The following is a 23,855-nucleotide window of genomic DNA, read 5'->3' as shown; positions in this document are numbered from 1 at the left end:
AACACTCCATCTTTGCTCTCAAAGTGAAGTGTTGCGGCGATCCATTGAGACCGCCCCGCATAGCTGACATTGGCTCTTTGTTGTTTGTCAGCAGCACCAACGCCATTGATCCTTAATCAACTTGCCAACGGCCGATGCGATCAATCAGCACTTTGCGATCAAGGCTAAGACAAAAAACCTGTGCCAGGTTCACCGTTCGGGTTTCCGCTGATCGACCGTGCGAAAGGACAATAAGGTGTGGTCGTATAGGACACGGGCAACTATGCGTACAGCGTCTTCCAGGGGAGTGCCGTCAGCTTCGAAAGTCTCGCGCAATGCCCATGTGGTATCAAAAATAAGTTCCGCATCACCGGTTGCTGTTTTACGCTGTTCCGTCAATGTCTGAACGATCAGGTCCAAATGTTTCATTTTTGGTTCATTACCGCTTTAGTCTGCTGTTACTTGGCAGATGGTTCGCGGTGATGAATTGCGCTTGTGAATTTCGGTCAATCGAAATGTTAAATGGTCATTTTGTGGCGTATTCTCACCTCCCGTAGTGCAATGACAATTCCCAAAACCCAAAGTACCGCCATTGCCCTTGCATCAGTGCAGGAATCGAACGGCGGTTTAATCCGCTCATTCGAAATCGGCTACTCAATAAGCGTCATAAAACTTGGCGAAGTCTGAACACTTCTCCCAAGTCATTCCTTTGCAGCGTGCCGTCCGATGAAGAAGATGTAATGTTCGCTTAATCCTTACCAAAGCTTCGAACACCAAATCCATTGTACCATATGTCAGTGGGTTAATAGGGTTTTGAAAACAATGGTTTATGAAATCGGTGTAGACATGGCGCTTTCGGCCATGAAGGTATCTTCGGTAGTGAGTGAAAGAGATGACCAGCTCTATGCAATGGGGGTCTGTGAGGCGATGGGACTTACACCGCGTGAAGCTGCCATAGTCATTTTGGCGAAAGATAGTGATTTTGCGAGACCCAGAGATACGGAAGTATGCATCAAAAAATGGGCGCGCGAAGGAAGTTTGAATCCGACAGAACCGGCTGTCGCCAGCGCCCTTTCAAAGCTGGGCTATTCAGAGATCTAGGAGCCCAGCGTAGCTGCACAGACTTGCGCGTCTCAAGTTTGCGAGGGGATCTTGGCAAGGCTGGGCAAAGGTGCTGTTCTGGACGAAAAAGGGCGCGCTCTAACTAAGCGCGCCCCAGTTGACAGGGAGGACAGTGAAAAAATCTCGCGCTCCAAACTCAACATGAGCGCTAACTCTTTAACTGAACCCAATATCGTTGATTCTACCGCGTTGGTCAGTGAAGTGGGTTACACAGATTTGGTTATTCTGAGAATTCATAGCCTGACCCCGGTAGGCCGGCGTTTCCGAAATCCGTGTGTGGATCAGATTGCAAGCTTTTAGTTGCAGACTGATTGTCCCGCATACATCCCAACGCCTGCACCCGCTGCAGTCGCTAATGCCTTGCCCGATCCGCCACCGAAGCGATTTCCAACGACCCCTCCAAGAGCAGCACCACCCAGGATCCCTGCAGCGCAGCGAGCGTCATGCTGGACCTGAGCCTGAGTTGGCGTGGTCGGTGCTCCGCATGCGGCCACAAGCAGCGAAATGCCAATCGCACATGTTAACGTTACTTTGTTCATCTCGAATGCCTCTCAAGATACCAATGAGTTATCTGACTAGGTGGCCCCAGGGCGCTTATCGTACAAGGTTTCAATCCCCCGAGGATTTGAGATTAACCAAATCTTAATGAAGACCGCTTTGGGTTGGGCCTTTCATTCGATGCCCGTGGAACTGATCGGAAAAAGGCCCACAAACGCTTTCATCTTTCAGATAAGCTTCTCCAATGTGCGGACGACTCGGCAGACCTGATATGACATGGGCAGAGCTCTATGCCCTTCAGAACTGGATCGTGAATGGTGTCCCGATCGCGACAAAGCGGGACCCGAACGCCAAAGACCTGACGATGAGCTGGAACGTGAAGCCCACTCAGATGTTGGATATGGCCTTCATCCAAGACGACCGCTTGATAAGCTCAACGGCCCGGTGGTGGCTTGTCCCGCACTGGTTCAAGGAAGACGTAAAGCAGTGGAAACCGACCACATTCAACGCGAAGATAGAAACAGCGAATAAACTGGGTTCGTTCGGGGTCGCTTGGAAGAGCAGCCGGTGCATTATCCCGGCCAGTTTCTACTATGAATGGACAGGTACCAAAGGGGCCAAGCAGCCTTGGGTTATCAAGGCAGATACCAATGACCCTTGTATGTACTTCGCGGGCCTCTACTCGCGCCTCACATCCGGCCTGAATACTTGTACAATCCTCACCCGTCCCGCTTTACATCAAATCGAACACATCCACGCCAGGTCACCGGTCATCCTGACAAATGAGAACCTGGTGCCGTGGATGGCTGGCGAAATTGATCATGATGAAGCCCAAGATCTCGGAACCGAATGGGACGGGCGCATGCGCTACCACAAGGTTGCACCCATTGGACGCGACGATGACGGGCCGGAGTTGATTGAGGAGTTTGTGGAATAGCAGTGAAATCTCGAAAAGAGTTTTGCGGTCATCTTTTCCCGGTGACAGCAAGCGCGCCGGTTTTGTTTACGAAAATGAGCATTCAGACCTCCTCTGCGCTTCGCACCAAGGTCTATTTTGCTACTAAGGCAATGCGGCAGGCACCCGGTCAGCATCAAACAGATATTCAGAAGGCAGAGCGGTTGGTGAAGGCTCCGATTACGCGGCCCATGTGGCGTTCAAGACGAGTTCACCCTTGCCGCAACCGCCCAAAACCTCCGGAAACTGGCCAAACTCAAGCCAATGGTACCAGCCAAGAGATACATTACAAACGGCTGCTCCAGCCAAAAGCCGCCGCTCGTTCAAAGCGCAGCGAAAGACTGCTCAGAGCCCAAAGTAGTCACTCACAATTCCACAGTCCTTCAATCATTATTGCTGTGGTGTATACCAGATGGGTGATGTGTACGCGCGTTCTTGAAGCGTTAGAGGCACTTCGGACGGCAGTTCGAGATTGAATTTCACGGCGTCGTATGCGGTCCATCTTGGGGTCGGAATTTCGATAACACGTGCATAATAAAAGGCACTTTGTGTTGGGACGAAGTCGGGATCGGTCCAAACGGCGCCGAGTTCTGGGGCACCTATTGTGTTTGTGTAGGATGGTATCGACAGATCGACAGTTGACCCGACCGGTGCAATTTTTCCGTTTTCATCGGGTTCGCGATTGTCCGACCAGGCAACGTCATAAACGGCCTCCTTCAGTTCCCCACCGTCATCGAGCCAGCCTTTTATGATCTGAATACGGTCAAGGTTTGCACCCATGGAGTCTCGCAGCGCGTACACCAGAAATGAAGGCGCACCTTCGCCCGGCAGAAGGTCTGAGCCCATTGGAACACCCTTTGAGTAGCCAACTTGAGCAAGATCGCGTCGCAACACATCACTGTCTTCAAAATCCCACCCGCCGAAGAACCTAACGCGCATACGTGGTCCCGTTGTCGCGTAGGTCTCGCGGCGGGACATACCATCCCAAATGGCACCACGCGAGTTCTCTTCGGCCCACACCGCAGTCAGCCCCGATGCGCCGTAACTCCAACCCCACAAAGCATCTGTGCCGTCAGGCAGCGTTTTGCTGACATGCGCAGTTCGGTCTGGACCAGGTTCATACGCCGTAAACTTGTGGAAGTTGTTGTCCTCTTCAACGGTCGTCATTCCAGTATGTGTGTCAGACGCTCCGACGAGACCAAACTTGAACGGGTTCACACCGAGCTCAGCCTCCAACGCCAGACCGCGTTGCAATCCAGAACGCACGTACTCGCCAGGCAACATCGCTGTTGTTTTTGGAACAGAGGCATCAAGGTTGCCGTAATCGAAAGTCTCGAAGTCTGCGAACTCATCTTCCGGTGACAATGCCGGGTGAGCTTCGCCGTCTCCCTTTATTTGCGTCGCCTCATACAGTGGTTCCCACCTTGCGCGCGCCTCGGCATATGCGGCATCAAGCGGCGCGCCTTCGTCAAAGTCATCTCTCAATGGAAACATCCAACCATTGGACAGATTGCCATTGTGTGGGATCGCCAGAACGCGTCCACCGGTCTGCGTCTCGTAATTTTCCATCCAGTTCCAAAGATCCCGTGGGTTCGGTGAACCCATTGGCGGCGTCGTTGTATACGGTAATATTTGACCGGCACGGCCAGCACCATCGCGGAAAATCACGTTGCGATGCAGGTTTCTCCCGCCCACCAGAGACGTCCACTCGTAAGCAATGAACGTGGTGAAAACACCGGGGTCGTTAAATTCTTCGGCGGCTGCGATGATGTCGTCCCAAACTGCAGCATAAGCAGGATTGCCGGGTTGATAATTAAGGGCGGGCGAAATCTCACCTTGTGCAAACAATGCTGTCAATTCAAATGCTGCTACTCGGGCTTCCTCTCCTCCGGCTGCAAATGCGTCATGGAAACGGCGACCCTGTTCATCTGCCAGCATATTCGGTGCACCACCAATGATATCGGTGATGGCACCCATGGCGTCTGAATGATCTGTTATCATGTAAAAATCTAAAGGTTGAGCCAATTTCACGGGCTGTCCGGTGTTCGACACAACCTGCTCCCCACGGGCTAGTCGATAGGCATCACGTGGCATCAAACGTGTTCCACCGCCTCCAGCATCTGCACTCAGACCGGTATGAACATGGGTGTCTCCAAAGTAGACCTGCGTTGGATAAGCCCGGTCGGCGTTGGGAGAATACGGGCGACCTGAGCGGTCGCTGAGTCCCTGAGGATTTATTGCATCTTGAGCGAGGCATGGCAGAGAGAGTGATATGAATAAAGAGATAGACCAAGCAATTCGCATAGGACCCTCAATAAGTTGAAACGTCTGAACCACGCATCCAATGGCACGGCTCCAATTACAGTATCACTTACATTAGGCAGCGTGCGAACGGGTTGTCTACATATTGCAGAAAACCGCCAAAGTAGCGGAAACTTAGGCCAACAAAACTGCAAATGCGATTAGCCGCTTCATCCGCTTGGCCGTCACTCACGCTGAGAGCAGCGAAGGTCTGCAGGGAGCCCTTAGCGCTGGTCGTCAATCGGCGAGCGCAAATCTAACTCCAAAGCATGGATTACACTCTGGATACTCCCAACAAAGCCCCTTTTTGCTGTCGTTGTTTAGTCCCAGATGACGGCGTTTTCGTATTCCCGAAGTGCCAAGACGCCATCCTCTGTAATTCGGTAAGTTGCCCCTACACCTGAACTGGGCGCATCGCGCGTTGCTAAACCTTCCACGACCAGTCTATCAAGACAAGCCTTGGCACGATCCTCAACCTTGTCTGGAGTGAGCGGGAACGAGTGCTTTTCAACCAAATCTAGCATTTTGAGTGCTAATATTTCATCAAACGGTCGCAATCGTTGCCTCCCTATTGCGTACTTTCTTCGTTTCGCAAAATGTCGTGGATCGCAACAATGAGTCTGCGGACCCTATCGTCGGAAATACTGTAGTATATTTCCCTGCCGTTTCGTCGCGCAGCAACCAGGCCCTCAAGACGAAGCCGGATAAGTTGTTGGGAGCAGCCCGCCTGAGGCATCGATAAGTCTCTGCAGAGGTCCGAAACGTTTTTCTCACCTTCCATTAGTCTTAAGAGTATCTGAAATCGCCCTGGATGAGCCATAGCCTTTGCGAAACTGGCGACCTCTTGGACATGCTCTTTCATCTGCTCTTGCAAGGTGCATCTCCTATTGGCCGTTTGCTGGCTCCAGCCGAACCTTTGACACTTCTCCATCTACCAATGTTCATTTCGCTGCTGATGTCTTAGGTTGTTTGCCCCGCCTAACGCTACAACTTTTACGCCGAAGCGCATCACCTGCTTAAGTATCACGGAAAAACGACCAGGGCTTTCTGCCACTTTTGGCAGGTTGTCGGTGAGTAAATATGAATCAGCATTAGTAAGACGCTGAGCCCGTCTAAATTTGGCGTCCTATCATCAAAAATTCGGGGGATAAATTAGGGGATAAAAACACGCCGCTAAAAATAACTATTTTAATTCAATAATTTGCGGGAAAATTTGGTGCCCAGGAGAGGCATCCAAACTCTATATCTTGGAGTACCATGAAATACTTAAAATTGCCTAACCCTATATAAAATAGATATTTCTCTGTTTCACGCTATTCTATTCTGTACCACCATACCCCATATCTAGGGGTGGATAGAGAGGTGGACAGGAATGGCGCGCCCAAGACACAAGCTGACCAGTGCAGAGTTAAACGCCAAAGCGCCAGGTAAATATTCCGATGGGGGCGGGCTATGGTTTCACAAGAGGTCAGACGGCGGTGCGCAATGGTTCATGCGCTACACTCTGTTTGGGCGGCGGCATGAAATGGGGCTGGGCAGCTTCCCGGCGGTTTCGCTGAAAGCGGCGCGGCAAGAGGCCGAGAAATGGCAAGCGGTGGTGCGGGATGGCAAAGACGCGATCAAGGAGCGGGAACGTCTGAACCGCGAAGCCGAACGCAATCTGAACATTCTGACCGATATCGCCAAGGACGCCTTTGAAAGTCGCAAAGCCGAGCTGAAAGGCGACGGGAAGGCTGGGCGGTGGTTCAGCCCGTTAGAACTGCATGTCCTGCCGAAGCTTGGCAAAATGCCAGTGTCGCAGATCGATCAGCGCGATATCCGAGACACATTTGCCCCGATCTGGCACGCCAAAGCTGACACCGCGCGCAAGGCAATGAACCGTTTGTCCATTTGTATGCGCCATGCGGCGGCGCTGGGCTTGGATGTGGATCTGCAAGCGACCGAAAAGGCGAAAGCCCTATTGGGCAAGCAACGGCACAAGGCAACGAATATCCCGGCGCTGCCGTGGCGGGAGGTGCCAGCGTTCTATAAGACTCTTGATGGAGGCAGCACGGTTGAACTGGCGCTTCGCCTTCTGATACTGACGGCGGTTCGCAGCAATCCAGTGCGTCACCTGCACCTCGACCAGATCGACGGCGATATCTGGACCATCCCCGCAGAGGCCATGAAAGGCCGTAAGGGCGCGACCAATGATTTTCGGGTGCCCCTGTCGCAAGAGGCTCAGAACGTCATTGCTGAGGCCACTCCATTTGCAAGAGACGGCTTCCTATTTCCCGGCGTCCGCAAAGGCGTGATATCGGATATGACCATGAGCAAGCTCATGGAACGGCGCGGCATGCTGGAGCGCCCGCACGGGTTTCGGTCCAGTTTCCGCGATTGGGTGGCGGAAGCGACCATTACACCGCACGATGTAGCAGAGACGGCGTTGGGCCATACTGTCGGTGGAGCTGTGGAGCGGAGTTATCGACGAACGGATTTTCTTGAACAAAGGAGAACTCTGATGAATCGATGGGCGCAGCAACAATTGCTTTTAGCGGACCAAAAGGTTTTACAGCTATGAATCGTTGTTTCTTGATCAACCTAAACGACGGAAGGATTAAACCAACGGCTGTTCAAAGCCTCGATATTCTGGCTTTCTTCGCAAACGACGATAAGAGTTCGCTGCAAGCGCTTCAGCTTTTGCAATCAGAGTTTCACAGCTATAATTCTGACCCTGAAAATTGGCGGTTCAGCGATGTAACTCAGAGTGTATTGGACGCTCTTATTAAGCGTTCAGCGCAGGTATATTTGTGTGGCCTAGTTACGTTGATAATAGCGCACTTGAATGAAGACGGCAGTCCAGCAAGCATCAACGAAGCGAGTAAAATCGCATCTGAGCTAGCGAATAACTCCGACAAGGTGCCGTTCAAAGTCCCCAAACCCAACAGGTGGGAATATCAAAAGAAAGCTATTGTTGGGGACATCCCCACGATCCGAACTTATTTCCGGAAATACAGGTCAGCAGCACATATTTGTGCCGCAAAAACTCTTATCGGTGCTGAAAGCGGGCAATCACATCCCATGGTCCAACCATTGCCTAAAACACTCAAGTTGGTGTCCACCGTTTTGCACTATCAGAAAATTGTCGAAGCTTGGCCTAGCGCGTCGGACTGGAACTTATGGAAAGTGCAGTTTGATGGCGGCACGTTGGAGAACAGTTACCCACCGACTACTCCATCCAACGATTTTGTAAGTCAGATCCGTAGTCTTAGGCCTAGCCGACATTGAAAATGACAAGTGGGGGAAGTTGAAAGTCCCCTAGGGGAACAACGTGTTCCCTAATTTCCTAATTCGCTCAAATGAACGACCGTCTGTGCACGAAGCAACAAATTGGAGCGTTCTTAGATGCGTTATCTAACATTCCGCGACCTGCAAGATAAACTCGGTGGCCGAGGTCGCACCACCATCTACCGTGATGTGGCATTGGGTCGTTTGCCCAAGCCCGTCAAAATCGGTTCTCGCCTGTATTGGGCCGAGGCCGAGATCGACGCCGCAATCGCAGCACATGGGCAATAAGACCCACCCCACCCAGATTTGGCGTCTGGGCGTGGGGCGGGAATGTTCTTTGCGGGAACGTCTGCACCATACGCTCAGCGCCTTGTTTGCTCAACAAGGAAAGGCTTTACGCTATGAGCAGTGACCAATGGTATTCAAACCGGAGTCAGGTTTTTTGGACCTGCAAGGCGCTTCTGGACGGGCGCACAATTTCACACATGACAGAAACCCGCGAAGTACGCGGCTGGCGGTTGGGCGCAATCGTCCACCGTCTGAAATCCGAATACGGCTAGCCGATTCAGACCGAATACCGGGGACCGGAAAACGTCGCCTACTATTCGATGAAACCCGGCTTTGACCGAACGGCGCTGCGCTTTCCCAGATCCGCGCGCAGCCTCAGGGATGGAGAGGCAGCATAATGGAGCGTTTGCGTATCATCCACCTTCGTCGCCGTTTTGGCTTGTCGGAAGCCCAAGCGCGGCTTGTTGCCGGTCTGGTTTATGGAGAGGCGCGCCGATGACAGATCAATTCAAACTGACCCGTCAGGGCAGGATGTGGCAAATCATGGCCCGCAAGGGCGCAGGAGCCGCCACAGACGCCGCCTGGATATCTTTGGGCGGTTGCCCCGATCAGGTTGTCGCGGTGCGCGTCTGGCTGGCGCTGATGGCCCGGAAAGGGCGCAAGTGATGGCGAAGCCCTACAAACGTCAGAAAAAGGGGGCTGGGCGTCATGTCCAGCTTCCTGAATGGCTGCAAGCGTCCGAAGCCTGGGCAACACTGCCACCGGGGCCAAGGGCGCTCTATGTCGAACTGAAACGCCGCTACAACGGCAGCAACAATGGCGATATCATCCTCAGCCACCGTGACGCAGCAACGGCGCTAAACGTCCACCGCAATACGGTTGGCCCTTGGTTCGGAGAGCTTGAGGAACGCGGATTCATTACCATGACCCAAGCCCCGCACCTTGGCCCGTCCGGTATCGGCAGAGCGTCGGTCTGGGCGCTGGGCGAATTGACAACCCGCGACGGAAAACCAGCAACAAAGCGGTTTATGTCTTGGCGGAAAAAACAAAAGCCCCGCACAAAAAACAGGACACGCCGTCACAACGATTGTGACAGTCGGTCCGCAAATGAGACGAAAGAACCCGCAGCCGTCCTGAAAATTGTGACGTGACAGGTGATTTTTCCAAGATGCACGTCACAAGAAACAGGACACATATATATATAGCCATAGGCATAAGGGTCAGTAGAGCTTCAACTCCCACTCACCTCAACTAGCCGAAGATGGGCGACAGACACCAGACTTCTGAAAGGTTGCTTTGAGCAGCACGGTCGTGGACAATGCTTCCATATTCTTAGGAGTTTTTGTTATGGCATATGGATTTCAAACGGACGCATTTCGCAGTTTCGACGGATTTCTCAGGGACTACCCAGAACCTGAAGGCCTCCCCCAAGATCGGCAAGTTCTAAGCCGGGCGGTAGAACTCTACCTTATGGCGGCCACTGCACTATTTGAACTTATGCGATTGATTTCTCTCAGTCGTTTGGAGCAATCGAACTCTGGCCGCAGGTATATCGTTTTTATGAATATTTATGACCATCGCGTCCAAGCATTACTGCAAGAACTGGCGGATTTCTTGCTCGGAAAGCTGGAACAAGGTGATTTGGAATCTGTGCATGAGTTTATTGAGGGTGTCAGGCGGGGAGCGATTGCAGAAGAATTGGTACTGCTTCAGCAGGCCACAGACGAATCCAGTGGAACAGGTCAGGACGCTGAAGCTGATACCGAAGGCACCACAACGGCAGTCAACTCGCTAAAGGAGCAGATTGAACGTCGTGTGAAACGAAAATGGATCAAAGACATTCTTCACGGGATCAACGAGGTTATTGCAATCACAAGAGGTGCAATGTGAAGCGGAAGACCTATGTCCAAGCTGGAGTTTTGCTTCTTCGGTCTTTCAGCCCCATTCTCGCGATTTACTTGCCGTCCCGTCGTGTAGAAACTAGGCCCTCAAGACGAAGCCGAATGAGTTGTTGGGAGCAGCCCGCCTGAGGCATCGATAAGTCTCTGCAGAGGTCTGAAACGTTTTTCTCACCTTCCATTAGTCTTGAGAGTATCTGAAATCGCCCTGGATGAGCCATAGCCTTCGTTCAACGTTTTCTTTGACTGCGTTGATCGTACTCAAATTGTTCCCAGAGAAACATCTTCCCTGTTTGACGCGCGTTAGCCAACCACAGCTTTTTGGGCACACCGGGAACTTCCATATGCTTGTATTCACCATCAGAATACTTTGGCCAATCGATTGCCAATCCCAGTTTCACAAGCTCAGCCGACAAATCTCGGCCATCAGGTAAAGTGCAACGCGCAACGGTACGGCCGTAATGATCTACGTCAGTTATTGCCGCTTTTATTTTGTGACCTTTGTAAAGTTTCACCATCGCCCATTTTGCTTTCTGCCCAAAAGGATGATCGATCTCGGGTGCATCTATACCGAATAATCGTATCTGCGTTTTATTGATGACGATTGTATCGCAATCAGTCACCCAGGCATTTCCTTGCAAAACTCTACTTACCGGCAAGTGTTTCACAGTTTTGGCATCGAATGCTGCGGGTTGCCGTCTTGAAGATTGCTTAACGTCCCATCACAGCCGTCTGGGCTACGATCGATCAATCCTGCTTACCGAGGAGACCAGAAAATTGTGCTAACGATGTTATACGCAGCACAGGCCCAGGAGAGCCGAGACGCACGAAGGCGGGCTGTGCAAAATTGATTTTAGGGCGTTCAAGCGACAAAAATCTCCGCCCGTTTCTTAACCAGAGTTTTTTGCGCCACAACTGGTACTCACAGTAGAATTGGACCAGTCAGATGAGACTGTTGAAGATTGCTTGCAACCAAGGATTGCAGCAAACAACTGTCGTAGCGGTACAAACGTCGATTTGGAGATCAGAATGCCGGACCTCGAAACCAACAAAAACAATGTCATCGCTTTTTATGAAATGATGTTCAACGAGTGCCGGCCTGCAGAGGCGATAGCGATCTTTGTTGGCGAAACCTATACACAACACAACCCGCATGTTGGCGACGGCAAGCAAGCCTTTATCGACTATTTTGAGCGCATGGCTACCGAATACCCGGGAAAGCGAGTGGACATCAAAAAAGCGTTTGCAGAAGACGACCACGTTGTTCTGCATTGTCACCAAATCTGGCCCGATGGTCTCGAGTATGCAGGGATCGATATTTTTCGCCTGGATGCTGAAGGTAAGGTTGTCGAACACTGGGATGTTCTTCAGGAACTTCCAGCAAGCAGCGCGAATGACAATGGCATGTTTTAACTTAACCGTTCTGACAGTGTTGCAAGGAACTTAGAAAACTCCCGCCGGCTGAACCACGATGGTGAAAGGGTGTAAGTCTGATCCAAGAAACCCGTCGAAGCGTATCTATCAAGAACCTTTCAGCAAGGAGATACATATGCTCTCGAAGAGTACTCTTGCGGCGACCCTCGGACTTTTTGCAGCCACCTCGCTTCAAGCCGGCGTTCAAATTCGTTTTATAGAGGGCGCGCCCAAAGACCGATTTATTTTGACCAATGTCGGAACGTGCGAAGTAGAAGCCTCGACTCTCAAAATTGACTTGTCGCGATCTGTCGGACGCCTGATTTTCGACGTGACCGAAAAAGGCGCGGGTGTGGAGGTCTTTCAACCGCTCGAATTCGTAGAGGGCGCCGATGCCCTGCGTCAATTTCCATCGGTTGTGGACGGGCAAAGTACAATTGAGCTGGAGATTGCGTCCCTTGCCGCCGGGGACAGGCTAGCTTTTACCATTGATGTAGATGACACCATCGGACAACGCGAAATCACTGTAACAGGCTCGGAGATCGAAGGCGCCACCGTGTCATATTCTGATGCGGATGAAACCAGTACAGCGACTTTCTCTTCCGATGCACTTGTCAACGTGACGACCAAAGACTGCTGACAGCTGTCTCACAATGTCGAATTGGGTCATACGCATAGCATTTCTTGCGCTTACGTTGGGAGGCGGCATTCTAATCGGGACACTGACCGCCCCCGGCAATTGGTATGCGCAGCTTTCCAAACCTGCATTCAATCCACCAAACTGGATATTTGGCCCGGTCTGGACTGTGCTCTATGTCTTGATCGCCATGGTCGGTTGGCGCCAGTTTGAAACAGACCGAAGCTCAACCACCATGAAGCTGTGGTGGACGCAGTTGGGCCTGAACTTTTTGTGGTCCCCAACCTTTTTCGTATTGCAAATGCCGTGGTTGGCCTTTGCGATCATTTTCACGTTGCTGATCGCAATCGTCATGTTCATCACTCAGGTCAGGCACACTGATCGTGTCTCTGCACACGCCTTCTTGCCCTACTTAGCGTGGGTGGCATTTGCGACGGTCTTGAACCTCTCGATTGCGATATTGAATTGAGAAAGAACGAAATGCTTGGAAACCTCGCTAGTCTTTTTACAAGTCTTGTAATCATCGGATCTACAATGGCACGGGCTGATGAAAATCTTGCAGAAGACTTCTCCAAATCTCCAGAGACGCGTTGGGACTACGTTGCCGACACCGTCATGGGAGGAGTTTCTTCAGGGGCGGTTCAGTTTAGTTCGGAAGGTGATGTTGCATTTGCGCGGTTGACCGGAACCGTCAGCACAGAAAACAACGGAGGCTTCATACAGGTCCAGCACAAGTTGTCTGAGAGGCCAGATTCAAGTGTATCGGGCGTCAGACTATTGGTGCGGGGCAATGGCGAACAGTACTTTGTTCACCTAAGGACACTTGGCACTGTGCTTCCGTGGCAATACTATCAGGCCGAGTTCGCAACTTCTGACGCATGGACCGAAATCAATCTACCGCTGTCAGATTTCAAGGCGTCAGGTGCCATATTGCGGGCCACTCCGGTTGCTGATGACATCACCTCGGTTGGAGTTGTAGCTTACGGCCGCGATCACGAGGCTCGCGTAGATGTCAGCGAGATTGGTTTCTACTGAATATCTCGCGAAAGAGGTCTGCGAACCGCAAACATCTAGCCCGTGCTGAAAGTCGTGGCAGCGCCGTTTCGATAAATGGCTGTAGAGTTGTGGCCCGAGTGTCGCGGAAACAAGTTCAAGCCAAATCGGCCACCTACGTGTGCTGAAAAGCCAATTGCAGATAGTCTGGATAGTCCCATAACCAGACTGTGGCCCGCGTTGTCGATCATCCCAGATACATTTGACGCGGGCATTTCATCAACAACTGATTATGAAGTTGTTTTTCACAGTAGCTGTGTCAGGCCAGTGATCGTCGATCCTTCAACCAATAGAGCGTTTAGTCATTTTAACGGTATCGATGCCGGCTTTCTTTCTCAACTGGACCGTCTGATCGACCTTTACCTTGATCAGCAAGACGTATCCCTCGAAAGGTTCTGCAGGCTGACTTCACTCAGTCCCAGCAAGCTGAGACGTGCGCTCTCCAAAGAGGGAACATCTCTTTACCGCCGGGTAGATGAAAGACGAAAGATGCGCGCGCAGGCGCTGTTGCTAAATAGCGATCTGGAATTGCCACAAGTGGGTAATCTGGTCGGATTTCCTGAGCCAGCAAGTTTCTCACGCACATTCAGAAGATGGACAGGAATGCCGCCCGGCAAGTTTCGGCAGAGTTCGAAAAATTAACGGCGGCTTTGTCCGCAAAGCAGACTCGCACAAAAAACCTGCGAATGACCGAACAGAGCCCAAACTTGCCGCTGGAGGATAGGTTGCGAACGTCTGCTTTGCCCTCTCTCTCACTGAACTCGGGCTACGGTTGTGGTTTTGAGCACCGGGTTTCGAAAGGGAGTTACGCTACATTCGGCTTTCAACGCGAACCTGTGTTGCTAAAACTGTGACAAGCTTCTCGAAAACGGAGTTTTCAACTTTGTCAGAGAAGCCTTCCAATCATAATTAGCCTGCAACTCTGCATTGACTTGACGGGCGGGTTAATCAGCGGAAGCTGGCCTACAGAATACCAAGTATGAGGATGAGGTTTCGTGTTTTTTCTGTCTTATAAGTTGAATCTCAACCTCAGCCCGAACACCAGAGGATCATCATCGGTGAAGCCGGGATTGTTCAGATACTGGACATCTGCCGTAAGCGCGAGGTTGTCGGAAATATCTAAGCGATAAAACGCTTCGACGGTGGTTTGCGTGTCAAGGTTTTGATCGGATGGGTCGGCGACCGTCACGCCAAACCCGATCAAGTCGTCATAAAACCCGGGGCGCCACATGACCCCGGCGTTGACCGCACGTCTGGCAATCGGGGCATCGCCGTCGGACCAGCCAAGGCGACCGAACAGCATAATGCTTTCGTCAAGGGTCACATTGCCTGACAGCATCGCTCCGTGACTGCTGGGCACACCAGCGTCATCTCTGTCATCCACATGGAATACACCGAGATGAACATTGGTGAGGTATCGCTGGTCTCTGGCAGGCGTCCAGCCGATCTCACCGTAGGTGAAAAACTCCGAACCGCCGGGAAACCAGTCTACATCCGTCAATGATCCATTGGCATCGCTGACCAAGCCAAGCGCATAGATCTGATCTGTAAAGTAACCTCCGCCAGCAACGCCAAAGCCAGGATCGGGAATGGGAAGGACTGGACTGAACAGAATTGAAAAATTCGAAAAAGTCGTGCGCGGGTTTACGTAGCCAAGGATATCGGAATAGTCGCCGGGGTCAATGCGACCGGCCACGAAGCCTCCGTTGATCCCGGACAGGGCCTGCGACCAATACGCGACCGACAGTGTAGAGTCCGTGTCGCTGAATGTCGTTGCCGTGACACCGAGATACCCAATTTCGCCCGCGAGACTGCCCGGCGCGATATCCGTGCCCAAACGATGACGGTTTTCGAGGATAAAGACGAAACTGCCTGCATTGTCGGTCCCACGATTCAGCAATTCCCAGTTGCCAATGATCCGCGCCTGCCCCGAAGCGGCCTCGTCGGTGCCACTCAGGCTGTCTGAAGACTTCTGGTAGAGCGCTTGGTAGTCGAAGGACAAATTCAACCCAGTGCGTTTGGCAAAAGCCTCGCGCGACTGTTCGAGGGGATCGAAAAACCGATCCAGCCCCGGCAATCTGGAATCCTCAAGACGCCGGAGCCTGTCCTGCTCTAATTGCGCCTGAGCCGACGCTGGCCCCCCAAGCGATGCGGTGGCAGCCGCCTCCAACTGCCGTACCGTGCTGTTTTCTTGGGCTGACGCTCCCGAAGCGATGGCACCGGCAAATAAGAAAGCAACTATTTTGATGTGCTTCTTGGTCATACTCGTCCTTCGTTTAGGGCGGCAGCGGGTCATTCACGAATCAACCGGCCCGTGCGCGGCATATTTTCAAAGCGACCTACTCTCCCCAATTCGCTTCATAAAGGCGCATCAGATTGCCACCCATCAATCCGCGGATTTCGCTCTCGCTCCAACCGTGCTGTTCCTCCAGAACTCGGGAAACCGCCCATGCGTCGGCGGGCGGGGCCATCTGAGTTGGCAGACCATATCCCTGTTCCGGCGGGTACTTTTCGGGATTCCCAATAATTGGACCAAGTGCGACGGCATAGTTCTCGACATAATCGACGCCGAAGCAGGTTGCCTGTTTTCCGACAAGTTGACCGATGTAGTTGATATGCTTGGCAATGGCCTCCGGCGTAGCCTGAACTTGCCCATTCAGAAAGCCACCAAGGAAATTCACGCATACAACGCCACCGGTAGCAGCGACGGCTCGGATTGCTTCATCCGATACATTTCGAAGGTTCTCGTACAACGCGTACGAGTTGCTATGCGAAATCATCATCGGCTTGGTGGTAAGCTCTGCTGCTTCTATGCAAGTTTCCCATGAAGAGTGTGAGCAATCGACGATCATGCCAACACGGTTCATCTCGGCGACCACAGCTGCGCCCAGCTCGGTAACGCCCATGTCACTCGCCAAGGGGTCATTGTCGACCATACCAGCAGAATAGGGGCCGGTTTGATTGTACGAAAAATTCATCTGGCGGATTCCGAGATCCCAATAGCGCTGAACGTTCGCGATATCCTCGTCGAGCATATCCATGCTTTGCGAGTTCAGCATCACAGCAACAACGCCTGCCTCCTTGGCATCAATCAAATCCTGAACTGTCGTCGCCAGCGTGAAACGGTCAGAGTTTTCGTCAATCCACGCCTTCATGACATCAATCCGTTCGAGAACGGCGAGAGCACCTTCGGAGCCGTTGGATATCGTTGTGCTGAACGCAGCGTATCCATACTCCTCGTAATGATTGGCAAGGCTCTCCCAATCCTTGAGCAGGAAGTCGATACTCTCGAACCCGGGCGAGCCGACCGCAAGCGCATCGATCATTAGGGCGTCGACATACCGCTCCCGATATGCCAAATCGCCCTGCCTCGCCTCATCCCCGCGGGGATCAGCCATTTCCACAAGTTTCTCGATACGCGCGGCGATTTCCTCTTCGCTTGGCGGTGCTTGTGCAAAAACCGGACCGCTCAAAACCACCGCTGCAAGAGCAAGTTTGGTAACCTTTTTCATGCTTTCATCTCCTTTTTCACGACCCGTTACTTCAGATCATCCTGCGCTTTGATCTCAGGTACGCGGGACAACGCTTCGGCCATGTCCGCGCTGCTCATCAGTTCGATCATCTGGTAGTCATCGAGCAGCCCATCCCCAAGACGGCTGACGTAAAACGCCTGAATGAACGTGGGATCGTCAGGTAGCGAAACGGTGATGTAGTTTTTCCCGTTTCCGAGGCCCCAGTAGTAACTGAGAAGCTCCCCGCCAAGCGCCTCAATTCCACCTTTGACGCTAGCTGCGCGATCACCTGGATTTGCGATCTGCATTTCCCACGCGGCACTGTTGGACGTGCCGATGAAGAGAAATGTGCGCATGTTTTGGCTGTCTTCTGCATTGACCAATGTGGCGTATCCCGCCAGAAGAGCGCCCAGCATAAGATGTTTCATTGTGCGTCCTTTCAATGCTGAGCCTGCGGCGAGACGAAACAGGCTACTGTTTGGATGCTCGCGCCAAAAAAGGCGCGATCCGGCGCAGGCATAGGCAGAGTACAAAAAACCTCTGCTTATCACTCCAGCGTGTTCTTGTAGATCACGCCGTCTTTCATGATCATTCGAATGCTTGGGACATCCTGCCCGCGTGGCGGCGCATCAAACCATGTGTCCACCGCGCCGATGGCCGAGATGTCTTCAAGTGGGTTCCCGTCTACGATCAGAATGTCGGCGTAGGCGCCTTCTTCGATCACACCAAGCTTGCCTTCAGGGTAAGGGTTTCCTCGCCCGGTCAGCGCCGCCAGTTCGCCACCATTTGAGGTCATCATCTGCAATGCCCAGAGGTTGCCAAACTCACGCGCGACAAACGCCTTCGTAAAATCCATTGACTGGCGATAAGGGACACCCGTGAGAAGCACGTAATCGGAATCGAACACCATCTTCGGCTTGTATTTTTTTACAAGATCCATCAGCTGCTTGCTGTTTTCCCGCAACCACAGAAACTTCGCCGTCGGCGGGAAAGTCGGGTCCTGATGCATCGGGTGTTCCAGAGCTTCGGGCGCAAGCGCAGTCAGGTTGGGCGAAAAGAACGCCTCTTTTTCGACCAGCTTCTGCATCGTCGGTTCGGTAATGGTCAGGCCGTGGTCTACCACTTTGACACCAAGATCGAGCGCACGGGACAGGTCGCTGTCCATAAATACGTGCATAGCGACGTATGAGTCCATATCGCCTGCAACCTCTACTGCAGCAGAAATCTCTTCGTTTGTGAAAGCAGACTGATATATCGGGTCCTTGATCGATGTCACGCCACCGCTGACCATGATCTTGAGGTAGTTTGCCCCTAAAGCAAAATTCCTCCTCGCACCCTGAAGCACCTCGGCGGGCCCGTCCACCAATCTGGTGATCTCCAGTCGCTCAAGATTGCTCTCGTTCTTGCGCTGACCAGCGATACCCCAGTCGCCGTGTCCGCCCGTTTGGCTAAGGCATGCGCCGGAGGAATAAATTCTTGGGCCGGGAAGTGATCCTTCATCAATAACCGCTCTCAGCCCACCATGAGCGCCGCACATATCGCGAACCGTTGTAAAGCCCATCGCCAACATTTCCTGCGCGAATGCGGCAGCACGTGCGCCAATCTCTTCCCATGTGGTGTCCTGAAGCCCCGGGATAGTCCCGTTCTTGTACATGTTCACATGCACATGGCTGTCGATAAGCCCAGGCATGAGCGTACGACCGTCTCCGTCAATGACGGTCACATCCACTTCTTTGGTCTCGATGCCGCGTTCCGTTTGAACGGTGAAGGAGTAGCCGTCGATGCCGCCGACTGGATCAGGCAACCGCTTGGATCCCCCGGTGCGCACATCGACTTCCCACTTCCCGCCCTCAGGAATGTCAGCGTCAATCTTGTGAATCTTGTTGCCTACCACGAGCACGTCGACGTCCTTGAGTCCGTCATTCACTCCATCAAAAACCATCACATTCTTGAAGAGTGTAACAGGGGGGATGTCACCTGTGGCCTCTTGTGCAAAAGCCGCGCTTGTTGTGAGAGCCAGTGCGCTCGCCATCATTGTAGATTTGCCGAGGTATTTCATAGGCTTCCTTTCCCTTCCGCTATCGGGGTGCGCGGGGTGCCGAGGTTAATTCACCCCGCGCGACACTCAATCGAGTGTATTCTTGTAAATCACGCCGTTTTTCATGATGATTTTCAGATTGGCGTCCGGCTCGGCCAGCAGCAGGATGTCCTCCAGCGGGTTGCCATCGACCAGCAGAAGATCGGCATAGGCACCTTCCTCGACCACGCCGAGGGGGCCGTCTTGATACGGGTTGTTCAAGCCGGTCAGTTGGTTCATGCGGGCGCCGTTCGACGTTGCGATGCGCAGAATGTCATATGCGCTGAAACCCGCTTCGTGCAGATATCCGATTTCGTCGTTCATCTTCTTGTCCTGCTCAAGCGTCTGATCCCAGTTGTTCACAAGGTCTGTGCCCAGTGTGTAGAGATCAATCATGCCCGGCGTCGTCTGGATCACTTCGATCATATTGGCCGCAGCATCCCGCACACTTTTCCATTTCACGAAGGACGCTGGCGTGTAAAAGGCTTCCGCTTGTTCGGTGGTCACCGAGTAGACCGGGGCCACCGCCGTCGCGAACATGATCTGCTTTTCGACCATGATCTCGGCAGCCTCCTTGGTTAGGAACGGGATGTGTTCAATCGTCTTGGCACCATTGTCGATGCAGTTGCGGATCGCCTGTTCGGTGAACACATGGCAGGTGACATAGGTGCCCCACTGCGCGGCCGTTTTGACCGCCATCTGAATCTCGTCAGCCTGATACTGAAGTGAGTGCAGCGGATCGAACTCTGAAGTAACCCCGCCGCTGACCATGATCTTGATCTGGGTTGCCCCGCGACGCAGGTTTTCACGCACAGCCATTCGGATTTGCTCAGGTCCGTCGGCGATAAAGCTCATGTCCGTTTCGACCCAATGCGACGGCCCCTGACCCGACAATGTGGGATGCCGGTCGTTTAGTTTGCGGAAATCAGCATGGCCGGATGTCTGGGTGATAAACGCTTCCGAGGAATAGATACGTGGGCCCGGAAACATTCCGGTGTCAATTATGCGGGCGATGGATTTGGCCGGTCCTCCAAGGTCGCGCACGGTTGTGAACCCGTTCATGAGAATGCGCTGGGACCGGATCGTGGCGACGCCGCCAAGATGAAAGGGCGTGATATTCTGGCGTAACCCGTCGCTGAGCGGATTGAATACTGTAAGATGCACGTGCTGGTCATGCATACCCGGCATCAACGTGCGCCCACCGCCGTCGATGATCTGGACATTCGCTACAGCCAGAGGCTCGGTCGAAACTTCGGCAATCAGGTTGTCAACCACCAGAACATTGGCATTTTCGATCCGCTCTTCGTTCACGCCGTCAAAGACATGCACGTTGGTGAAGAGGATCGGAAAGCTTTCCTCTTGAGCAAATGAATATGTTGCGACCGCTGAAAGAAAAGTGGCGACCGTTAAACTTTTGAACATTTTGGAGTTCCTTCGTGGCAATGCACTGCTCTGCACGATTGTATCTTTGCGTGTGGCGCTCAGACTGTCATTAGCATTGTGGTTGAAATACATAAAAAAATGCTCGAAAATGCGAATGAAAAAATTAAACTGTGAGTGTTCGGGTCGACAAATGAAACTCCCAACTGTTGAATGCTCGATGGCGCAACCTTTTGTGTCCCTTGCCCTCAGCCATGGCCTTGAAGTTGACAAATTTCTTGAGCCATCCGGCCTCAGTCTGAAGGACGTGCAGCGCGGCGAAGCGTTCATGGCAGGGCAGCATTGGTACGATCTGATCGACAATTTCGCGAAGGCATTGAGTAACCCGCATTTGGGGTTTGACGTCGGTGCGAATGCGGCTCTCAAGACATTGCCCAACCTGTCGATCCTTGAAACTCAAAGCGCGTCGCTCGGTGACCTTTTGATATCGCTAGTTGTGGACGTGGGCAGGATTTCGTCCATGGCGACCTACAATCTCGAGACCGACGGTCATGTCGCCAGGTTAGATGCAAAACGCACATTCAAGCCATCTTCTCCACCTGGCCAAGTCGACGGCTATTATCTGGGATTTATGGTTCGACTAGTTCGATCCGTCTGCGGCCCCGACTGGGATTCCAAAAAGCTACATTTCTGGGTTTGCAAACCTGATTGCATACCTGATTGGCAGAAAAAGGAGATTTCGGTACGCCAGACCAATCGCTTGGGCGCTCGCATCGAGTTTCCAGCGAACTGGTTGCTGCTTCGGTCCGGGGGTGGGCAAAGCCAGAATCTCCCGGAGAACGTCACAGGCGCCGACGACTTTCTTCAGCAAACCCGCGATTTGCTTGAACTGCATCTCGACAAGCAACCTGCCACCCTGAACTGGTTTGCCGAGTTGTATTCGCAAAGCCCCGACCGTTTGAAACGCACCTTCCGAGCCAATGGTACAAGCTTCAAAGCAGAACTGGAAAAATGTCGGGCGAAGCGAGCGAAGACATTGCTTGTAAACAGCCAACTTTCGATAAAAGAAATTGGTGAAAGTGTTGGGCTTCTGGACCAACCCAGTTTTCACAGGAGTTTCAAGCGATGGACCGGGATGACTCCGAATGAATTCAAGAAACGCAATCAGATATGCAACTCTGACTGATCGTTAAGCTAAAGATTACCGCTCCAAGATTCATAAGCGACGACGCAAGTCCCAACTTACTGCAGGCGTTGGCTCGCTTCGGATATCCGGCGTTTTTCCGTGGGACTTCAACGCCGCGAAAAGCGTAAAGACTCGGCCATACCGACTCAACAGGCTTCTCACGGGCGTTTCGGATATGGGCTGATACGGCCCCCGCAGCTTTCAAACGATCCAACAAATACGCTAAGCCCGCGAACGAAGCGCACTTCTGGAAAGCGGTCATTGATCAAATGGTGGCTTTGTCCGCAGAGCAGTCGTTCGCGCCAGATGCAGCGAACGAGGGCACCGAGCCCAGAACAGACTTTTGCTGAGTAGCCAGCAATCGACGGTATGGCAGAAGAACCGGAAGTTGGCGCTTAATTGTCCAAGCTGCTAACCTCACTCCGCAGGGAGGTCAGTATCTTGAGGCGTAATCTGGCAGCGATAATGGTCGCCGATACCGTTGGCTACTCCAAGATGATGGAAGCGGACGAACAAGCGACTCTAGCCGCATTCTCGGAATTGCGGCAGTCGGTTGTCGAGCCAACGGTCAAGCAGAGCCAAGGTGATATCATAAAGCGCACAGGCGACGGATGGTTGGTTGAGTTTGCATCTGTGCTCGATGCCGTCAGCTGCGCAATCGGTATTCAAGAAAAGTTACGCTTGCATGGGACACTTAAACTTCGTATCGGCATTCATCTTGGCGATATCGTTCACGACGATGATGGTGACATCTTTGGAGACGGCGTAAATGTCGCAGCTCGATTGGAGTCCATTGCTCCTGCCGGAAGTCTTGCGATCTCCGACCAAGTTTACAACGCGCTGGACGATACCAAGAAAGCTGCTTTCGAAGGAGGCAAGGAACGAGAACTAAAAAATATTTCCCGGCCTATTCGGGTCTGGGCGTGGCAGGGTGCAAGCACGCAGACCATGCTGCCGAACGGTCCCATTGGGGCTGTTTTCCCAACAATTCTCTTGGAGCCTCTCGGCTGTGGCGGCGACGAAAACCTGGCGGCTGATCTGGCGTTAGAAATTCAGAGCGGCCTTGAGCATGCAATCTCGAAGCGCTCTGGGATCAAGGTGTCGACCTCTCATAATAGTAAGAATCCTCCTACTTATCGCCTTCATGGGCGATGCCGTGCATTTGGCAACAGATGTCGCGTCCATATTTCTATTTCCGCATGCAACAGTGGCGAAACCTGTTGGTCCACTAAGGTTGATGGTGAACTCGATGATCTGTTCGGTTTCGTTGACGACATTGTCTGGCAGGTTGGCGCAGCGATCAGGGTTCAACTGAATGCACATGCTGGTGAAGGATACTCTCATTTGCCCGATGGAGAGCTGACAGAACAACAATTGCTGTCCAAAGCCGCTTTCCACATGCACCAGTTTGATCCGAGAAGCATGGCAATTGCCAAGGCATCAATGGCGGCAGCGGTTGAGCTCGAACCAAACAACCCCATGGCGTTGGCAATGCATTCGTATGCGCTCATGCAATCTGTTCCTCTTGCCATGAATTCGGAAGAGGACGTTGATGCCGACGAAGTTCTTTCGATTGCGGACAAAGCGGTCGAGATGGGTCCCAAGGTCGACTATGCGTTTCATAACCGCGCAAGAATCCGCCTTTGGTTGCGAAGGGACCATCAAGGTTGCAGGCAGGATGCCAAACGCGCCCTAATAATCAATCCTGGCTTTCATTTTGCAAAGGAGGATTTAGCACTTGCCGACATATTTGGTGGTAGCGTGGCCGCTGGTCTGGAAAGCCTCAGCAGTATTGTCCAAAACTTCCCGGACCACCCGACCACACCCTATCGACTGTCGATCCTAAGCCTGGGCTATACCATGCTAGGTGACACGAAATCCGCTCTGACACTTGCTCTCGACGCCTACGAACGAAAGTCGATCATTCGGTTGCATCCTCTCGCCTACGCCGCCGCTGCGGCGGGCAATACAGCAATTACGGGATCAAACGAGTTTCAAAAGATAGTCGAAGATCACGGACTTAGAGTGCTGGATGCAAATCGCTTCCCATTTGCCGACGAAGCAACCTCTGCAAGATTGGCATCAATACTGCGAGAGGCAGGGCTTCCAGAGTAAGGCACGGGGCGTGCTTGGCTAACGCCCCAGTGCTATTGCTGCCTATGGCTCAATCGCAGCAACTGTCCGCTTCGTCCGCATTGCAGTCGTTCATGCCCGACGCAGCGAATGACCGGTACGAGCTGCCGATTCAACTGATCGCCGCAACACACTCTTGGAACTTCTCTGCGGGTG

Annotated in this window: 28 protein-coding genes; 16 read left to right on the top strand and 12 right to left on the bottom strand. The window is 52.6% G+C overall.

Annotation, left to right across the window (positions count from 1 at the left end; genetic code table 11):
- Nucleotides 1-189: 189 nt before the first annotated feature.
- Complete coding sequence (locus tag GOW40_RS21720) at nucleotides 190-408, bottom strand: hypothetical protein (RefSeq protein ID WP_171133855.1); 219 nt, start codon at nucleotides 406-408, stop codon at nucleotides 190-192.
- Nucleotides 409-792: 384 nt separating this feature from the next.
- Between GOW40_RS21720 and GOW40_RS21715 the strand changes: the two genes are divergently transcribed.
- Complete coding sequence (locus GOW40_RS21715; protein ID WP_171136791.1) at nucleotides 793-1,080, top strand: hypothetical protein; 288 nt, start codon at nucleotides 793-795, stop codon at nucleotides 1,078-1,080.
- 317 nt (nucleotides 1,081-1,397) lie between these two features.
- Here GOW40_RS21715 and GOW40_RS22385 read toward each other — a convergent pair whose 3' ends face one another.
- Nucleotides 1,398-1,640, bottom strand: coding sequence for a glycine zipper 2TM domain-containing protein (locus GOW40_RS22385; protein WP_171133857.1), 243 nt, complete (start codon nucleotides 1,638-1,640; stop codon nucleotides 1,398-1,400).
- A 203-nt stretch (nucleotides 1,641-1,843) separates the two neighbouring features.
- Here GOW40_RS22385 and GOW40_RS21705 point away from each other — a divergent pair, with 203 nt between their 5' ends.
- Complete coding sequence (locus tag GOW40_RS21705) at nucleotides 1,844-2,536, top strand: SOS response-associated peptidase (RefSeq protein WP_171133858.1); 693 nt, start codon at nucleotides 1,844-1,846, stop codon at nucleotides 2,534-2,536.
- Nucleotides 2,537-2,944: 408 nt separating this feature from the next.
- Here GOW40_RS21705 and GOW40_RS21700 read toward each other — a convergent pair whose 3' ends face one another.
- The 3 genes from GOW40_RS21700 to GOW40_RS21690 all read right to left on the bottom strand — a co-directional run bounded on the left by GOW40_RS21700 (nucleotide 2,945) and on the right by GOW40_RS21690 (nucleotide 5,717).
- A complete protein-coding gene (locus GOW40_RS21700) occupies nucleotides 2,945-4,858 on the bottom strand; it encodes a DUF3604 domain-containing protein (protein WP_171133859.1) in 1,914 nt (637 codons plus the stop codon).
- A 317-nt stretch (nucleotides 4,859-5,175) separates the two neighbouring features.
- Nucleotides 5,176-5,412, bottom strand: coding sequence for a hypothetical protein (locus GOW40_RS21695; RefSeq protein ID WP_171133860.1), 237 nt, complete (start codon nucleotides 5,410-5,412; stop codon nucleotides 5,176-5,178).
- Nucleotides 5,413-5,423: 11 nt separating this feature from the next.
- On the bottom strand, nucleotides 5,424-5,717 hold the full coding sequence (locus GOW40_RS21690; RefSeq protein ID WP_171133873.1) for a helix-turn-helix transcriptional regulator: 294 nt from the start codon (nucleotides 5,715-5,717) through the stop codon (nucleotides 5,424-5,426).
- Nucleotides 5,718-6,227: 510 nt separating this feature from the next.
- On the opposite strand from GOW40_RS21690, the gene GOW40_RS21685 reads away from it, so the two are divergent.
- From GOW40_RS21685 to GOW40_RS21655, 7 genes are all read left to right on the top strand, one after another.
- A complete protein-coding gene (locus GOW40_RS21685) occupies nucleotides 6,228-7,415 on the top strand; it encodes a site-specific integrase (protein ID WP_171133863.1) in 1,188 nt (395 codons plus the stop codon).
- On the top strand, nucleotides 7,364-8,122 hold the full coding sequence (locus tag GOW40_RS21680; protein ID WP_171133864.1) for a hypothetical protein: 759 nt from the start codon (nucleotides 7,364-7,366) through the stop codon (nucleotides 8,120-8,122). Before GOW40_RS21685 ends, GOW40_RS21680 begins: the two co-directional genes overlap by 52 nt.
- Before the next feature lie 117 nt (nucleotides 8,123-8,239).
- Nucleotides 8,240-8,410: an AlpA family transcriptional regulator gene (locus GOW40_RS21675; protein WP_171133865.1), complete on the top strand. Its 171-nt coding sequence runs from the start codon at nucleotides 8,240-8,242 to the stop codon at nucleotides 8,408-8,410.
- 113 nt (nucleotides 8,411-8,523) lie between these two features.
- Nucleotides 8,524-8,682, top strand: coding sequence for a hypothetical protein (locus GOW40_RS22285; protein ID WP_254444547.1), 159 nt, complete (start codon nucleotides 8,524-8,526; stop codon nucleotides 8,680-8,682).
- Between the two features lie 223 nt (nucleotides 8,683-8,905).
- Entirely contained in the window at nucleotides 8,906-9,076 is a 171-nt protein-coding gene (locus GOW40_RS21665) for a hypothetical protein (RefSeq protein ID WP_171133866.1), read from the top strand.
- Entirely contained in the window at nucleotides 9,076-9,561 is a 486-nt protein-coding gene (locus tag GOW40_RS21660; protein ID WP_254444546.1) for a hypothetical protein, read from the top strand. Before GOW40_RS21665 ends, GOW40_RS21660 begins: the two co-directional genes overlap by 1 nt.
- A 196-nt stretch (nucleotides 9,562-9,757) precedes the next feature.
- A complete protein-coding gene (locus GOW40_RS21655) occupies nucleotides 9,758-10,300 on the top strand; it encodes a hypothetical protein (RefSeq protein WP_171133867.1) in 543 nt (180 codons plus the stop codon).
- A 64-nt stretch (nucleotides 10,301-10,364) separates the two neighbouring features.
- Here the strand turns inward: GOW40_RS21655 and GOW40_RS21650 are convergent, their stop codons facing one another.
- Both GOW40_RS21650 and GOW40_RS21645 read right to left on the bottom strand, forming a co-directional pair.
- The gene (locus GOW40_RS21650) at nucleotides 10,365-10,529 is read right to left on the bottom strand and encodes a metalloregulator ArsR/SmtB family transcription factor (RefSeq protein WP_171133868.1); all 165 of its coding nucleotides are present in this window, start codon (nucleotides 10,527-10,529) and stop codon (nucleotides 10,365-10,367) included.
- A 9-nt stretch (nucleotides 10,530-10,538) separates the two neighbouring features.
- Nucleotides 10,539-10,931 carry a thermonuclease family protein gene (locus GOW40_RS21645; protein ID WP_371731880.1) on the bottom strand — a complete coding sequence of 131 codons (393 nt, stop codon included), beginning with the start codon at nucleotides 10,929-10,931 and terminating at the stop codon, nucleotides 10,539-10,541.
- Nucleotides 10,932-11,337: 406 nt separating this feature from the next.
- Between GOW40_RS21645 and GOW40_RS21640 the strand changes: the two genes are divergently transcribed.
- The 5 genes from GOW40_RS21640 to GOW40_RS21620 all read left to right on the top strand — a co-directional run bounded on the left by GOW40_RS21640 (nucleotide 11,338) and on the right by GOW40_RS21620 (nucleotide 14,053).
- A complete protein-coding gene (locus GOW40_RS21640; RefSeq protein WP_171133869.1) occupies nucleotides 11,338-11,721 on the top strand; it encodes a nuclear transport factor 2 family protein in 384 nt (127 codons plus the stop codon).
- A gap of 136 nt (nucleotides 11,722-11,857) precedes the next feature.
- Nucleotides 11,858-12,361 carry an aggregation factor core gene (locus GOW40_RS21635; protein ID WP_171133870.1) on the top strand — a complete coding sequence of 168 codons (504 nt, stop codon included), beginning with the start codon at nucleotides 11,858-11,860 and terminating at the stop codon, nucleotides 12,359-12,361.
- Nucleotides 12,362-12,374: 13 nt separating this feature from the next.
- Nucleotides 12,375-12,827 (top strand): TspO/MBR family protein, encoded by a 453-nt coding sequence (locus GOW40_RS21630; protein WP_171136790.1) that lies wholly within the window; start codon nucleotides 12,375-12,377, stop codon nucleotides 12,825-12,827.
- On the top strand, nucleotides 12,824-13,393 hold the full coding sequence (locus GOW40_RS21625; RefSeq protein ID WP_254444545.1) for a CIA30 family protein: 570 nt from the start codon (nucleotides 12,824-12,826) through the stop codon (nucleotides 13,391-13,393). Before GOW40_RS21630 ends, GOW40_RS21625 begins: the two co-directional genes overlap by 4 nt.
- Before the next feature lie 198 nt (nucleotides 13,394-13,591).
- Nucleotides 13,592-14,053: a helix-turn-helix transcriptional regulator gene (locus tag GOW40_RS21620; RefSeq protein WP_171231159.1), complete on the top strand. Its 462-nt coding sequence runs from the start codon at nucleotides 13,592-13,594 to the stop codon at nucleotides 14,051-14,053.
- Between the two features lie 367 nt (nucleotides 14,054-14,420).
- On the opposite strand, the gene GOW40_RS21615 is transcribed toward GOW40_RS21620, so the two are convergent.
- From GOW40_RS21615 to GOW40_RS21595, 5 genes are all read right to left on the bottom strand, one after another.
- Nucleotides 14,421-15,674 (bottom strand): carbohydrate porin, encoded by a 1,254-nt coding sequence (locus GOW40_RS21615; protein ID WP_170568150.1) that lies wholly within the window; start codon nucleotides 15,672-15,674, stop codon nucleotides 14,421-14,423.
- 76 nt (nucleotides 15,675-15,750) lie between these two features.
- Nucleotides 15,751-16,923 (bottom strand): dipeptidase, encoded by a 1,173-nt coding sequence (locus GOW40_RS21610; RefSeq protein ID WP_170568149.1) that lies wholly within the window; start codon nucleotides 16,921-16,923, stop codon nucleotides 15,751-15,753.
- A gap of 26 nt (nucleotides 16,924-16,949) precedes the next feature.
- Nucleotides 16,950-17,351: a hypothetical protein gene (locus tag GOW40_RS21605; protein ID WP_170568148.1), complete on the bottom strand. Its 402-nt coding sequence runs from the start codon at nucleotides 17,349-17,351 to the stop codon at nucleotides 16,950-16,952.
- A gap of 119 nt (nucleotides 17,352-17,470) precedes the next feature.
- A complete protein-coding gene (locus GOW40_RS21600; protein WP_170568147.1) occupies nucleotides 17,471-18,982 on the bottom strand; it encodes an amidohydrolase family protein in 1,512 nt (503 codons plus the stop codon).
- 66 nt (nucleotides 18,983-19,048) lie between these two features.
- Entirely contained in the window at nucleotides 19,049-20,422 is a 1,374-nt protein-coding gene (locus GOW40_RS21595; protein WP_170568146.1) for an amidohydrolase family protein, read from the bottom strand.
- A gap of 178 nt (nucleotides 20,423-20,600) precedes the next feature.
- On the opposite strand from GOW40_RS21595, the gene GOW40_RS21590 reads away from it, so the two are divergent.
- Together GOW40_RS21590 and GOW40_RS21585 are read left to right on the top strand one after the other, a co-directional pair.
- On the top strand, nucleotides 20,601-21,566 hold the full coding sequence (locus tag GOW40_RS21590; RefSeq protein WP_170576316.1) for an AraC family transcriptional regulator: 966 nt from the start codon (nucleotides 20,601-20,603) through the stop codon (nucleotides 21,564-21,566).
- A gap of 465 nt (nucleotides 21,567-22,031) precedes the next feature.
- Nucleotides 22,032-23,681, top strand: coding sequence for an adenylate/guanylate cyclase domain-containing protein (locus GOW40_RS21585; RefSeq protein ID WP_171136789.1), 1,650 nt, complete (start codon nucleotides 22,032-22,034; stop codon nucleotides 23,679-23,681).
- The last annotated feature ends 174 nt before the right edge of the window (nucleotides 23,682-23,855 follow it).

This window comes from Ruegeria sp. HKCCA6707, assembly GCF_013033515.1.
Taxonomy (GTDB): Bacteria; Pseudomonadota; Alphaproteobacteria; order Rhodobacterales; family Rhodobacteraceae; genus Ruegeria.
This window is presented reverse-complemented; position numbering and strand designations above follow the sequence as displayed.

What these genes read in the sequence shown, in the direction of transcription:
- GOW40_RS21720 (WP_171133855.1), bottom strand. Translation starts at nt 408, where the DNA reads ATGAAACATTTGGACCTGATCGTTCAGACATTGACGGAACAGCGTAAA.
- GOW40_RS22385 (WP_171133857.1), bottom strand. Translation starts at nt 1,640, where the DNA reads ATGAACAAAGTAACGTTAACATGTGCGATTGGCATTTCGCTGCTTGTG.
- GOW40_RS21705 (WP_171133858.1), top strand. Translation starts at nt 1,844, where the DNA reads ATGTGCGGACGACTCGGCAGACCTGATATGACATGGGCAGAGCTCTAT.
- GOW40_RS21700 (WP_171133859.1), bottom strand. Translation starts at nt 4,858, where the DNA reads ATGCGAATTGCTTGGTCTATCTCTTTATTCATATCACTCTCTCTGCCA.
- GOW40_RS21690 (WP_171133873.1), bottom strand. Translation starts at nt 5,717, where the DNA reads ATGAAAGAGCATGTCCAAGAGGTCGCCAGTTTCGCAAAGGCTATGGCT.
- GOW40_RS21685 (WP_171133863.1), top strand. Translation starts at nt 6,228, where the DNA reads ATGGCGCGCCCAAGACACAAGCTGACCAGTGCAGAGTTAAACGCCAAA.
- GOW40_RS21680 (WP_171133864.1), top strand. Translation starts at nt 7,364, where the DNA reads ATGGGCGCAGCAACAATTGCTTTTAGCGGACCAAAAGGTTTTACAGCT.
- GOW40_RS21675 (WP_171133865.1), top strand. Translation starts at nt 8,240, where the DNA reads ATGCGTTATCTAACATTCCGCGACCTGCAAGATAAACTCGGTGGCCGA.
- GOW40_RS22285 (WP_254444547.1), top strand. Translation starts at nt 8,524, where the DNA reads ATGAGCAGTGACCAATGGTATTCAAACCGGAGTCAGGTTTTTTGGACC.
- GOW40_RS21665 (WP_171133866.1), top strand. Translation starts at nt 8,906, where the DNA reads ATGACAGATCAATTCAAACTGACCCGTCAGGGCAGGATGTGGCAAATC.
- GOW40_RS21660 (WP_254444546.1), top strand. Translation starts at nt 9,076, where the DNA reads ATGGCGAAGCCCTACAAACGTCAGAAAAAGGGGGCTGGGCGTCATGTC.
- GOW40_RS21655 (WP_171133867.1), top strand. Translation starts at nt 9,758, where the DNA reads ATGGCATATGGATTTCAAACGGACGCATTTCGCAGTTTCGACGGATTT.
- GOW40_RS21650 (WP_171133868.1), bottom strand. Translation starts at nt 10,529, where the DNA reads ATGGCTCATCCAGGGCGATTTCAGATACTCTCAAGACTAATGGAAGGT.
- GOW40_RS21640 (WP_171133869.1), top strand. Translation starts at nt 11,338, where the DNA reads ATGCCGGACCTCGAAACCAACAAAAACAATGTCATCGCTTTTTATGAA.
- GOW40_RS21635 (WP_171133870.1), top strand. Translation starts at nt 11,858, where the DNA reads ATGCTCTCGAAGAGTACTCTTGCGGCGACCCTCGGACTTTTTGCAGCC.
- GOW40_RS21630 (WP_171136790.1), top strand. Translation starts at nt 12,375, where the DNA reads ATGTCGAATTGGGTCATACGCATAGCATTTCTTGCGCTTACGTTGGGA.
- GOW40_RS21615 (WP_170568150.1), bottom strand. Translation starts at nt 15,674, where the DNA reads ATGACCAAGAAGCACATCAAAATAGTTGCTTTCTTATTTGCCGGTGCC.
- GOW40_RS21610 (WP_170568149.1), bottom strand. Translation starts at nt 16,923, where the DNA reads ATGAAAAAGGTTACCAAACTTGCTCTTGCAGCGGTGGTTTTGAGCGGT.
- GOW40_RS21605 (WP_170568148.1), bottom strand. Translation starts at nt 17,351, where the DNA reads ATGAAACATCTTATGCTGGGCGCTCTTCTGGCGGGATACGCCACATTG.
- GOW40_RS21600 (WP_170568147.1), bottom strand. Translation starts at nt 18,982, where the DNA reads ATGAAATACCTCGGCAAATCTACAATGATGGCGAGCGCACTGGCTCTC.
- GOW40_RS21595 (WP_170568146.1), bottom strand. Translation starts at nt 20,422, where the DNA reads ATGTTCAAAAGTTTAACGGTCGCCACTTTTCTTTCAGCGGTCGCAACA.
- GOW40_RS21590 (WP_170576316.1), top strand. Translation starts at nt 20,601, where the DNA reads ATGGCGCAACCTTTTGTGTCCCTTGCCCTCAGCCATGGCCTTGAAGTT.
- GOW40_RS21585 (WP_171136789.1), top strand. Translation starts at nt 22,032, where the DNA reads ATGGTCGCCGATACCGTTGGCTACTCCAAGATGATGGAAGCGGACGAA.